The sequence below is a fragment of the Paraburkholderia antibiotica genome (assembly GCF_012927125.1).
GTDB lineage: Bacteria > Pseudomonadota > Gammaproteobacteria > Burkholderiales > Burkholderiaceae > Paraburkholderia > Paraburkholderia antibiotica.
Genome location: NZ_JABBFZ010000023.1, coordinates 85412 through 97797 on the forward strand (window position 1 = coordinate 85412; position 12386 = coordinate 97797).

The following is a 12386-nucleotide window of genomic DNA, read 5'->3' on the forward strand; positions in this document are numbered from 1 at the left end:
AGCTTGGGTCGACCGCTTTGCATGGGACCCAGGTAAGGAGACCCGGCGAAATGAATCGTGATCCCGCCCCGCATCACCCGCTGGTGCAGCGCCTGATCGATGCGCGTCAAGTCAGCGACGCCCTCTTTGCGATCGTCAAACCCGACTATCTATATGAACGGCCGATCCGCGAACGTCACCGGATCGTGTTCTACATCGGCCATCTCGAAGCGTTCGATCGCAACCTGCTCGACCAGCGTCTGTTCGACCTGCCCGCGTTCGCACCGGAACTCGACCAGCTATTCGCATTCGGTATCGATCCGGTCGGCGGCGGCTTTCCAACCGATCAACCCGCCGACTGGCCATCGCTCGAGATCGTGCGCGAATACGCAACGCACGCCCGCCGGCAGATCGACGGCGCGCTTGCCGCGCTCGGCAGTCCGACGCAAAACAAAGCGGCCGAGCAATTGCTGAACGTCGCGATCGAGCATCGCCTGATGCATGCGGAAACCCTCGCCTACATGCTCCATCAATTGCCGCTCGCGCAGAAGACCACCGCGTTGCGCGAACCGGTGATGACCCAGACCGAGCGGCACGACGCGTTGTCGTCGATGATCAGCGTGCCGGCCGGCCCGTGCATGCTCGGCATGGCGCGCGAAGCCGGACGCTTCGGTTGGGACAACGAGTTTGGCGAAATGCGCATCGACGTGCCCGCGTTCGAGATCGATCGCCATATGGTGACGAATGGCGCGTTCGTCGAATTTATCGACGACGGCGGTTACCGCGAGACGAAGTGGTGGTCGCTGAAGGACTGGGCGTGGAAGGAAGCCGAGCGCATCGCGCACCCGGCTGGCTGGTCGCAACGCGCCGCGCGGAACGGCCACCCCGAATGGACCCTACGCACGATGTTCGACGAAGTGCCGCTGCCGCTCGACTGGCCCGTCTACGTGAGCCACGCCGAAGCCAGCGCGTTCGCCCGCTGGGCCGGCAAGGCGCTGCCGACCGAAGCGCAATGGCAACGCGCGGCACAAGGCGCGCCTCACGCTGCATCGGGTAATTTCGATTTCCGCAGTTGGGACCCGCAGCCCGTCGACGCCCATCCCGACAACGTCAGCGCTTTCGGCGTGCAAGGCCAGTTCGGCAACGGCTGGGAATGGACCTCGACGCTATTCGAAGCGCTGCCGGGCTTCGAAGCGTTTCCGTTCTATCCCGGCTATTCGGCCAACTTTTTCGACGGCCAGCATTACGTACTCAAGGGCGGCTCAGCGCGCACCGCGCAATGCATGCTGCGACCGGAATTCCGCAACTGGTTCCAGCCGCATTATCAGTATGTGTATGCAGGGTTCAGGTGTGTGCGGGCTGCGGCAAACGAAGCCTAGCCCATCGACTGCGTCTACGCTCAACGCATAGGGCGAGGTGTGTCCGGGACGAACTCGAGCCAACCGATCGATACGTTCCGCCAAATTCATAAGCTTGCCTCACGACAACCCGGCGAGGTGAGTGACCGACGTTGAACACTCAATGCTTCGGCATCTCGAGTACCGCACCGGCATCGATGTCGAGGATGAACCACTGCGCGTTGGTCCGCACACCTTTCTTTACGATGGGGATAGTGCGAGTCCAGCACCACGCGATGCACTCCTTGTCGCGCTCGCTGCTACCACTACTCTGAACGGTGGTGACGCGAACCACCGTACCCTTTCCCCCAAAGAACAGCTTGAAACGCGCCTTGCCCCACCGCGGGGACCTGGCCGTCGAATCCAGATCGGACATCCGTTACTCCGAGGAATTTTCCAGCGAAACTGCCGGGAACAGCCGCTCCGCCGGACACGCTCCATACGTTATCGAACGATCCCGCTCTTCATATTGCGGCACCGGTCATCGATGCGGATACGACGCCACGGCACGCCAACGTGCTATCTGGCGTCCCGGATCCGCATCGCCCGTTCAGGCCGACGCCCCGGTGTTCGGCGCCTCGCGCTGCGGCGAATCCGCATCCGCCTGCTTTGCCGACTCCCACAGTGACTCGAAGCGCTCGCCCAAAATCTCCGGACGACCCTTGAAAATCAGCTTCTCGATCGCGTGAGGGCCAGCGAACTCCTGCGCAAGCTGATGCCGCTCTTCGCGGTTGTGAATCAGCCGAAGGGCCGCGGTCTTGTAGTCCTCGAGCGTGCTGGCGATCGTCCACTCCGGGAATCCGAGTCGCCGGAACATGCCTTCGTCGATATGCTCGTGGACTTCAGGTCCGGTCTTGCACACGCCGACGAGCCCCGCCCAGACGGTATCCACGATCCCGTTGGTATTGCCGAACGGAAACGGATTCAGGAACATGTCGCAGTCGGCGATCACGTGCATATAACGCTCGTAGTCCTGATGTTTGTGCGTCACCGCCTCGCGCCCCACCATGCCGCGAATGATGTGACTGATCTGCGGGTAGGTAATGCCGTTGGCCTGTCCAACGAGGAAGTGGAACTCCACCGGCACCTTCGACTTGCGCACCAGTTCGCCGCACATCCGCAGAAAGCCGGGATTCAGCTTGATGATGGTCGCCGCGACGGCGATCCTGACCGTGTCCGGTGCAACCCGCGGCGGCAGATGGCCGCGTTTGAGCTTCATCTGCGTCATCGCCGTCGGCGGACGGTACGGCATGCCATCGCGCGGCAGCTTCAGGAGTTTTTCGCTAAAGCATGCGTCGTCGCCGACATAGTCCTCCTCGACCACCACGTAATCCATCGCATGGCCGTGGCTCGTCGCCGGATGGCCGAGCGCCATCATCTGCAACGGCGCGACCCGCAGGCTGGCAAGAATCATCGTGATCGGAAACATCCCGACGCTCGGCATGTACGCGATCTGCGCATGACGGCTTTCGCTCACCTGCCTGACGTGAGCCACGTTCTCCCAGACGTCGTTACCTTCGAGCGTGATGAATTCGTCAAAGACGGCCTTGCCCACATCGTCGACCCGGTCGTTGTAACCCATACCGATCAGGTGGAACCGCTCGCGCATGGCCACCATCGTCTGCGAATGCGTCCGATAGATCGAGTGGTTCTGCGAGAACCATTCCAGCACCACCAGCACGACGGGTTTCGTCCCTTCAGCCGGCGCCTGAGCCGCACGGGTCACGTCGCTCATCCCCAGGCTCTCCAGCTTGCGGCGGATCAGCGTATTGATCGAGCGCTTGATGTCGTGCTTCGCGGGCAGATCCGCATAGCTGCAATGCATGTACACGTCATGCATGACACCGCTGGGGAGCTGGTCCCATTCCAGTTCGGCGAGTTTGGGCGGTAGCCACCTGAGCAGCATCTCCCGCTTCTGGTGAGCCGAAGCCGATGCCATCAGACGTGTGGAGAGGATCGACACCGCGAGGCGTGCCGCCGTCACGCGATCGAATTCCCAGAACACGTCCCAGTCCAGCTGCACTTCCGAATCGGTCAGATAGAACAGCTGGAACTTGCGCGCTTCGCCGTAACGCATCTGCAGCATATTCTTGGCCGCCGAATCGGTACCAAGTGCGCGCAGGATGTGGTCCGCGTTGCGGAAAGGACTCGCGGCGAAGAGCGCCGACAGCCAGCGCTGCAACTGCGCGAGTCGCGATATCCCGTGTTCGGACAGGGTGAACGCCGGATCGGTCGCGAGCGCCGTGATCGCCGAGGCAAGCCGCGTGAGCAGGTGGTCGTCCATGATGTCGCTAGCCTGCTCGGACTGTGCCCACTCGTCGACGTCCATCAGCGTGCCGTAGTTGGCGTCCACCCGTTCGAGCAATTGCAGGAGACGTCGTCCCGCCTGCTCGTGTTCGCGGTGGTAGCAGTGATATTCAAACTCGTTGATGGGAAACCGGTCGGTCATGATGTTTCCAGAAGACTTGAGGGAATAACGGCGGCGATCCCGTTCGACAGGCGACGACATGGACTTTGGCCATGCGTCGCGCTCGAGCCACTTTACGCTCTACTTACGGCCGCGTTTCCGGGCACGCTTCGCGGCTTTTAGCGGATCCGTGGCCGGCTTGTCGAGATCGGGTTTGTCGAGTTCCGGCTTGTCGTGATCGGGCTTGTCAAGATCCGGGTTCGCGCCATGCAAACGATCGCGCCACAACCCCTGGATACGTTCACCCAGAATCTCCGGCCGCCCCTCGAAGATCAGTTTTTCGACCGCACGCGGGCCGGCAAACTCCGCGGCAAGCTGATGGCGCTCTTCGGTATTGTGGATCATCCGCAGCGCAGCTGCCTTGTAAGCATCATGCGTATGCGCAATCGTCCACTCCGGGAACCCCAGACGCCGGAACATCCCCTCGTCGATATGCTCGTGCACTTCGGGACCGGTCTTGCACACCCCCATCAACCCGGCCCACACGGTATCTACAATCCCGTTGGTGTTGCCGAACGGGAACGGATTCATGAACATATCGCAGTCGGTGATCACCTGCATATAGCGTTCGTAATTCTGATGCTTGTGCGTAACGGCCTGTTTGCCCACCAGCCGCCGGATGATGTGGCAAAGCTGCGGATAGGTGATCCCGTTGGCCTGCCCCACCAGAAAGTGGAATTCCACCGGGACCTTCGCTTCCCGCACGATCTGGCCGCACATCCGCAGGAACCTGGGGTTGAGCTTGATGATGGTCGCCGCCACCGCGATTCTGACTGTGTCCGGCGTGGTCCGCGGCCCGAGGCGCCCCGGTTCGAGCTTCAGCTCCGTCATGGCCGCGGGCGCCCGGTACGGCATGCCGTCCGCGGGCAGCTTCAGAAGCGCCTCGCTGAAGCACGCCTCGTCGCCCACGTAGTCCTCTTCCACGACGACGTAGTCCATCGCATGACCGTGGGTTGTCGCCGGATGGCCGAGCGCCATCATCTGCAGCGGCGCGACTCGCAGGCAGGCGAGCACCATCGTGATCGGGAACATGCCGACGCTCGGCATATACATGGCCTGGGCGTTGCGCGTTTCACTCACTTCACGCACGTGCGCGACGTGTTCCCAAAGGTGGCCGCCCTTGAGCTCGATGAACTCGTGAAACACCTCCTTACCTACGTCATCGACCCTGTTGCCGTAGCCCATGCCGATCAGGTGGAACTTGTCGCGCATGGCGACCATCGTTTGCGAGTGCGTACGGTAGATCGAATGGTTTTTCGAAAACCACTCCAGCACCACCAGCAGCACGGGCTTTTCGCCTTCGGCGGGCGCTTGCGCTTCGCGCGTCACATCGGACAGTCCCACGCTTGCGAGCTTGCGCCGGATCAGCACGTTGATCGCACGCTTGATGTCGTGCTTCTCGGGCAGATCCGCGTAGGAGCAGTGCATATAGGCGTCGTGGATCACGCCACCCGGCAATTGATCCCACTCCAGTTCCGGCAACTTCGGCGGCAGCCACCTCAGCAGCATTTCCCTTTTCGCGTGCGCCGACGGCGAAGCCATCAGCCGCGTGGAGAGAATGGAAATGGCAAGGTTGGCCGCCCGCATCCTGTCGAGGTTCCAGAACACGTCCCAGTCGAGCCGCACTTCGGAGTCGGTCAGATAGAAGAGCTGGAATTTGCGCGATTCGGCGTTGCGCAGTTGCACGACGTTCTTGGCGTCGGCTACCGCGCCCAGCGACCGGAGGATGTGATCGGCGTTACGGAACGAGCTCGCGGAAAATAGCGCCGACATCCAGCGATGAAACAGCGCAAGACGCGCGACCCCATAGTCCGAGACCGTGAATTCCGGATCGGTTGCGAGGCTCGTGATCGCGCTCGTCAGTCGGGTCAGCAGGTGATCGTCCATGATGTCACCGGCTGCTTCGGACTGCGCCCACGCGTCGACGTTTTTCAACACGCCATAGTGGGAGTCGATGATCTCCAGAAGCCTGATGAGCGTGCGGGCAGCCGTCTCGCGGTCGCGCCGATAGACGTGATATTCGAATTCGTTAATGGGAAACTTGTCAGCCATGATGCATCCGGAAGAAGGTGAAGACCGCGACTAGTGATTCCACGTCACTGACAGCCAATACTGTATGGGCTTGCGGCCCGGGTCGACCCATGAGTCGTCGGAAAAGCCGAAAGCCTTCGACGCCGATACCGAGACGATCGCGCCATAAGGTGTAAGCCAGTCTACGCTAGCTCCGTAGCCGGCGAGATGCCGGATGTTTGTGACGCCGGGCACGCCCGGGTAGGCCGCCGCCCAGTCCTGCCACGGGCTGTGGTTGACGCGGGCCAGGCCATAATCGACGAAAATGCCGGGCTGGATCTGGTGACCAGTGGCCACGGAAAAACGCCGATACAAACCCACGCTCGCGATTACGCCTTCGTCCGCCGACGGCTCGTCGAGCCGGTACGCTCGAACTGCGTTCGGACCGCCGACGAGGAGTTGTTCGCTAGGGTCCAGGTTCCGGTCCGAGAGTTGCGCGGTGACACGTCCGCGCAGGAAAAGATCGCCCGAACGATCCAGCGCGTACGTGCCCACGCCGGTGCCCGCCAGCTTCAGATAGTTGCCGGCACGATGCGGTCCGACGTCGTTCGGGTCGTCGTTGCGCTGATGACCCAAGGTCAACGCGCCCTGGGCGCTCCACACGTTGGTGCGCAACTGCTGCGCGCGGTCGCCATTGTTGGCCGTCAGCGAGAGCTGCATCGAGTCGAGAGAACTCGTCGTGCCGACACCGAAGTCACGGTAATTTAACGATGTATTCGTATGCAGCACAGACAGCCCGCCCCACACGTTGCTGTCCAGGCCTCGCGTGAACGGATACAGCAGCCCGGCGGAAACCGTGTTGGCAAAGCCGGCGATAGCGGTCCCGCCAGCCAGTACGGAATATTGCTGCCGGCTGAAGCCGCCGGTCAGGCGCATTCCGTCCGAGAAGACGGGAATGCCTGCGCTCAGCGCGCCGGTCCACATCCGCTTGTCCGTCCCGGTGATCGAGAATGCGTAGTCTTCGCCCAGGCCAAAGTAGTTGTTACCCGCGACGCTCACCCCGGCACGCATACGGCCGGTGGCATCGATGCCGTTGTTGTCGAGGGTCACGCTAGCCGAGAGCGGTTTGCCCTTCTGCGTCACCGCAAAGTCGACCTTCACGGTGCCCTGGGCGTCGCCGGGCGCGAACTTCGGAGCGCCATCGAGCGCGACGCCGGGCAGATCCTGCAGCAGCTGCGTGGTCCGCTCGAAGCGCGAACTCTGGAACAGACAGACCTCATCCAGACTGGACTTGCCGCACAACGCGTGCGTGACCAGACGATAGAGCCGCTCGTCCGCCACCCGGGATTTGTTGTGAATAACGATCTGGCCGATACGACCCGGAAAGGCCGTAAACACGGGCTGCCCCGTGCGCTCGAGCACCTGCCAGTCCTGCTGCGTCATCAGCACCTGCCCCAGCGGAAATCCTCCCCGGCGCAGCGCTGCGGTCAGCTTCGCCGACCACTGATCGACTTCCTGCAGTGTAGTGGGCGGTGCGTCCCGATGCAGGATGTCGCTCAGAGCGGCCTGCACGGTCGACTCCTGGGTACTGCCGGCCGGAAATACGCGCACCGTGGGGGCGCTGGCCGCGACGACGACAGGCGTGGTCGCCGGCGCGTCGGCCTGCACGGCGAGCGCGTTCGTCGTCCACAGAAGTCCTGCTGCTACCAGCGATCCTCCCGCCTGAATCGACCACCGCTGACCACGCGGCAAACGGAGATCGCATTTTCTGATTGAAAACATGAATGACCTACCCCGAAATCCGCTGGCACATACCGGCAGCCCCCGGAAAACAGAAAACCGCGCTCAGGTGCGAACCTCATTCGCCACTGATCCAAACGCGGTCGTTAAATTTGCATAACGTCCGGACTCCGGAATAGAGACCTGCGGGACCGCCTTCTGCGCTCAACGCAACTGCGTCCCCGACCGGCATCCATGCCGTCACTCGATGCAACACAGGAACCTTGCTCAGGCCCGTCGTGCTGCTCGCAAACCGCGCCTGGCATCCGGTTTGCTTCTGCTTACTCCCAGTCCGCTGCATCCGATACGTTGCTGACGCAACGATGAGGACACAATCACGCAATGCTGCGCTTTTCAGAAAATCGAAGCGGAAATTGACGACTATCAATGCCGATTTCGAGTCCGATTTACCTGCCATCCGGGGCTCGTGCACATCACGACCCATAGATCCCGGACACTCGTACCACGAACACCGTCGCAGACCGTCAAACCTCCGACGGTCTGCGACACTTTACTCAAGCGGGCGACTCAGAGATCCCCGCAAACATCTGTTAGTGGGCCTCCGCGGATTTGGCCTGCGGTTTGAGCCAACCGTGAGCTCTGACGGTGTACGGCTTGCCGTCCTTCACACCACTCTCCTCAAAGAAATACTCGTGGGTTTCACGGTTGTACGAAAGCGAAGTGTGCGTCTGCGTTGACGGATCGTCCACCTCAAAATGGTCGACCCCATCCGCGCGGTCCTTGAGCATCAGCGTACGTTCGATCACGCCGGTCTTCGTGTGCAGACTTACGACCGCCTGCATCTCGAGCGCATCGATGTGCACAGAGTCCAGCGTAGCATCGGCCCACACCACGGCATCGCCTTCGACCACAGTCAGAGTCTGCGGGCTCTCCAGAATCCATCCCTGGGTCAAATCGTGCCACACGAACCAACCGGCAAGGCCGAGCAGGCCCGCTCCACCGACGCCTCCGGCAATCGCGCCGGCACCGCCACCGCCACTACCGCCACTACCGCCACTACCGCCACTACCGCCGCTCGAGCCACCGTCACCCGAACCACCTTCACCCGGGTTCGTCACGCCGCCGTTGTCGCCTCCCCCTTCACCCGGCACGCCCGTCATGTTACCCGCCACCTTCAGCGTGCCGTTGTTCGTGGTGCTGACGTTGCCGTTGTTGATCAGGTCGCCGCCGATGTTGGTCGTGCCGTTTTCGCCGTTCGTGTTCAGCGTGCCGTTATTGTCGACGCTGCCGTTGACGTTCAGCGTGCCGTTGTCCGTCTCGATCGTGCCGTTGTTCGACACGTTGCCGTTGACGTTTGTCGTTCCGCCATCGCTGGTGTCGATCGTGCCGTTTTCGTCGTTCGAGACGTCGCCGGTTACGTTCAACGTGCCGTTGTCGGTCGTGCTGACGTTGCCGCTGTTGTTCAGGTCACCACCGATGTTGGTCGTGCCGTTGTCGCCGCTCGTGTTCAACGAACCGTTGTTGTCCACGCTGCCGTTGACGTTCAGCGAGCCGTTGTCGGTGTCGATCGTGCCGTTGTTCGACAGGTTGCCGTTGATGTCCGTCGAGCCGCCATTGCTGGTGTCGATGGTGCCGTTCTCGTCGTTCGAGACGTCGCCGGTTACGTTCAACGTGCCGTTGTCGGTCGTGCTGACGTTGCCGCTGTTGTTCAGGTCACCACCAATGTTGGTCGTGCCGTTGTCTCCGCTGGTGTTCAACGAACCATTGTTGTCCACGCTGCCGTTCACGTTCAGCGAGCCGTTGTCGGTGTCGACCGTGCCGTTGTTCGACACGTCGCCGGTTACGTTCAGCGTGCCGTTGTCCGTCGTGCTGACGTTGCCGCTGTTGTTCAGGTCACCACCGATGTTGGTCGTGCCGTTATCACCGCTCGTGTTCAACGAACCGTTGTTGTCCACGCTGCCGTTGACGTTCAGCGAGCCGTTGTCGGTGTCGATCGTGCCGTTGTTCGACAGGTTACCGTTGATGTCGGTCGAGCCGCCGTTGCTGGTGTCGATCGTGCCGTTTTCGTCATTCGACACGTTGCCCGTCACGTTCAGCGTGCCGTTGTCGGTCGTGCTGACGTTGCCGCTGTTGTTCAGGTCACCACCGATGCTGGTCGTGCCGTTATCACCGCTCGTGTTCAGCGAACCATTGTTGTCCACGCTGCCGTTGACGTTCAGCGAGCCATTGTCGGTGTCCACCGTGCCGTTGTTCGACAGGTTGCCGTTGATGTCGGTCGAACCGCCATTGCTGGTGTCGAGCGAGCCATTGTTCGACACGTCGCCCGTTACATTCAGCGTGCCATTGTCCGTCGTGCTGACGTTGCCGCTGTTGTTCAGGTCACCACCGATGTTGGTCGTGCCGTTATCACCGCTCGTGTTCAACGAACCGTTGTTGTCCACGCTGCCGTTGACGTTCAGCGAGCCGTTGTCGGTGTCGACCGTGCCGTTGTTCGACAGGTTACCGTTGATGTCCGTCGAGCCGCCATTGCTGGTGTCGATCGTGCCGTTTTCGTCATTCGACACGTTGCCCGTCACGTTCAGCGTGCCGTTGTCCGTCGTGCTGACGTTGCCGCTGTTGTTCAGGTCACCACCGATGTTGGTCGTGCCGTTGTCACCGCTCGTGTTCAGCGAACCATTGTTGTCGACGCTGCCGTTGACGTTCAGCGAACCGTTGTCGGTATCGATCGTGCCGTTATTCGACACGTTGCCCGTCACGTTCAGCGTACCGTTGTCCGTCGTGCTGACATTACCGCTGTTGTTCAGGTCGCCGCCAATGTTGGTCGTACCGTTGTCACCGCTCGTGTTCAGCGAACCGTTGTTGTCCACGCTGCCGTTGACGTTCAGCGAGCCGTTATCGGTGTCGATCGTGCCGTTGTTCGACACGTTGCCCGTCACGTTCAGCGTGCCATTGTCCGTCGTGCTGACGTTGCCGCTGTTGTTCAGGTCACCACCGATGTTGGTCGTGCCGTTGTCACCGCTCGTGTTCAGCGAACCATTGTTGTCCACGCTGCCGTTGACGTTCAGCGAACCGTTGTCGGTATCGATCGTGCCGTTGTTCGACAGGTTGCCGTTGATGTCCGTCGAGCCGCCATTGCTGGTGTCGATCGTGCCGTTTTCGTCGTTCGACACGTTGCCCGTCACGTTCAGCGTGCCATTGTCGGTCGTGCTGACGTTGCCGCTGTTGTTCAGGTCACCACCGATGCTGGTCGTGCCGTTATCACCGCTCGTGTTCAGCGAACCATTGTTGTCCACGCTGCCGTTGACATTCAGCGAGCCGTTGTCGGTATCGATCGTCCCGTTGTTCGACAGATTACCGCCGACATCAGTCGAACCACCGTTGCTGGTGTCGATGGTGCCGTTTTCGTCGTTCGACACGTTGCCCGTCACGTTCAGCGTGCCATTGTCGGTCGTGCTGACGTTGCCGCTGTTGTTCAGGTCGCCACCAATGTTGGTCGTACCGTTGTCGCCGCTCGTGTTCAACGAACCGTTGTTGTCCACGCTGCCGTTGACGTTCAGCGAGCCATTGTCGGTGTCCACCGTGCCGTTGTTCGACAGGTTGCCGTTGATGTCGGTCGAACCGCCATTGCTGGTGTCGAGCGAGCCATTGTTCGACACGTCGCCCGTTACATTCAGCGTGCCATTGTCCGTCGTGCTGACGTTTCCGCTGTTGTTCAGGTCGCCACCGATGCTGGTCGTGCCGTTATCACCGCTCGTGTTCAACGAACCGTTGTTGTCCACGCTGCCGTTGACGTTCAGCGAACCGTTGTCGGTATCGATCGTGCCGTTGTTCGACAGGTTGCCCGTCACGTTCAGCGTGCCGTTGTCCGTCGTGCTGACGTTGCCGCTGTTGTTCAGGTCGCCGCCAATGTTGGTCGTGCCGTTGTCACCGCTCGTGTTCAACGAACCATTGTTGTCCACGCTGCCGTTGACGTTCAGCGAGCCGTTGTCGGTGTCGATCGTGCCGTTGTTCGACATGTTGCCCGTCACGTTCAGCGTGCCATTGTCCGTCGTGCTGACGTTTCCGCTGTTGTTCAGGTCACCACCGATACTGGTCGTGCCGTTATCACCGCTCGTGTTCAACGAACCGTTGTTGTCCACGCTGCCGTTGACGTTCAGCGAGCCATTGTCGGTGTCCACCGTGCCGTTGTTCGACAGGTTGCCGTTGATGTCCGTCGAGCCGCCATTGCTGGTGTCGATCGTGCCGTTCTCATCGTTCGAGACGTTGCCCGTCACGTTCAGCGTGCCATTGTCCGTCGTGCTGACGTTGCCGCTGTTGTTCAGGTCGCCACCGATACTGGTCGTGCCGTTATCACCGCTCGTGTTCAACGAACCGTTGTTGTCCACGCTGCCGTTGACGTTCAGCGAGCCGTTGTCAGTGTCGATCGTGCCGTTGTTCGACAGGTTACCGCCGACATCAGTCGAGCCACCGTTGCTGGTGTCGATCGTGCCGTTCTCATCGTTCGAGACGTTGCCCGTCACGTTCAGCGTGCCATTGTCCGTCGTGCTGACGTTGCCGCTGTTGTTCAGGTCACCACCGATGCTGGTCGTGCCGTTATCACCGCTCGTGTTCAGCGAACCATTGTTGTCCACGCTGCCGTTGACGTTCAGCGAGCCATTGTCGGTGTCCACCGTGCCGTTGTTCGACAGGTTGCCGTTGATGTCGGTCGAACCGCCATTGCTGGTGTCGAGCGAGCCATTGTTCGACACGTCGCCCGTTACATTCAGCGTGCCATTGTCCGTCGTGCTGACGTT

Annotated in this window: 7 protein-coding genes; 1 reads left to right on the plus strand and 6 read right to left on the minus strand. The window is 61.1% G+C overall.

What is annotated here, in order from left to right; all coding sequences use genetic code 11:
* The first annotated feature begins 50 nt into the window (after positions 1–50).
* Entirely contained in the window at positions 51–1358 is a 1308-nt protein-coding gene (locus HHL14_RS27950) for an SUMF1/EgtB/PvdO family nonheme iron enzyme (RefSeq protein ID WP_169500838.1), read from the plus strand.
* A gap of 139 nt (positions 1359–1497) precedes the next feature.
* Here HHL14_RS27950 and HHL14_RS27955 read toward each other — a convergent pair whose 3' ends face one another.
* The 6 genes from HHL14_RS27955 to HHL14_RS27980 all read right to left on the minus strand — a co-directional run.
* Entirely contained in the window at positions 1498–1752 is a 255-nt protein-coding gene (locus HHL14_RS27955) for a hypothetical protein (RefSeq protein WP_169500839.1), read from the minus strand.
* Between the two features lie 174 nt (positions 1753–1926).
* A complete protein-coding gene (locus HHL14_RS27960; protein ID WP_169500840.1) occupies positions 1927–3825 on the minus strand; it encodes a peptide transporter in 1899 nt (632 codons plus the stop codon).
* A 99-nt stretch (positions 3826–3924) separates the two neighbouring features.
* Complete coding sequence (locus tag HHL14_RS27965; RefSeq protein ID WP_169500841.1) at positions 3925–5895, minus strand: peptide transporter; 1971 nt, start codon at positions 5893–5895, stop codon at positions 3925–3927.
* A 30-nt stretch (positions 5896–5925) separates the two neighbouring features.
* Positions 5926–7521, minus strand: a complete 1596-nt coding sequence (locus HHL14_RS27970; RefSeq protein WP_169500842.1) for a ShlB/FhaC/HecB family hemolysin secretion/activation protein — start codon at positions 7519–7521, stop codon at positions 5926–5928.
* 190 nt (positions 7522–7711) lie between these two features.
* Positions 7712–8050, minus strand: a complete 339-nt coding sequence (locus HHL14_RS27975; protein WP_169500843.1) for a hypothetical protein — start codon at positions 8048–8050, stop codon at positions 7712–7714.
* Between the two features lie 133 nt (positions 8051–8183).
* Positions 8184–12386: beta strand repeat-containing protein (locus HHL14_RS27980; protein WP_169500844.1), on the minus strand; the 4203-nt coding region annotated here is incomplete at its 5' end.

Excerpts from the sequence above, each read along its gene's own strand:
- HHL14_RS27960 (WP_169500840.1), bottom strand. The coding sequence starts at position 3,825 with ATGACCGACCGGTTTCCCATCAACGAGTTTGAATATCACTGCTACCAC.
- HHL14_RS27965 (WP_169500841.1), bottom strand. The coding sequence starts at position 5,895 with ATGGCTGACAAGTTTCCCATTAACGAATTCGAATATCACGTCTATCGG.
- HHL14_RS27955 (WP_169500839.1), bottom strand. The coding sequence starts at position 1,752 with ATGTCCGATCTGGATTCGACGGCCAGGTCCCCGCGGTGGGGCAAGGCG.
- HHL14_RS27975 (WP_169500843.1), bottom strand. The coding sequence starts at position 8,050 with ATGGCAGGTAAATCGGACTCGAAATCGGCATTGATAGTCGTCAATTTC.
- HHL14_RS27950 (WP_169500838.1), top strand. The coding sequence starts at position 51 with ATGAATCGTGATCCCGCCCCGCATCACCCGCTGGTGCAGCGCCTGATC.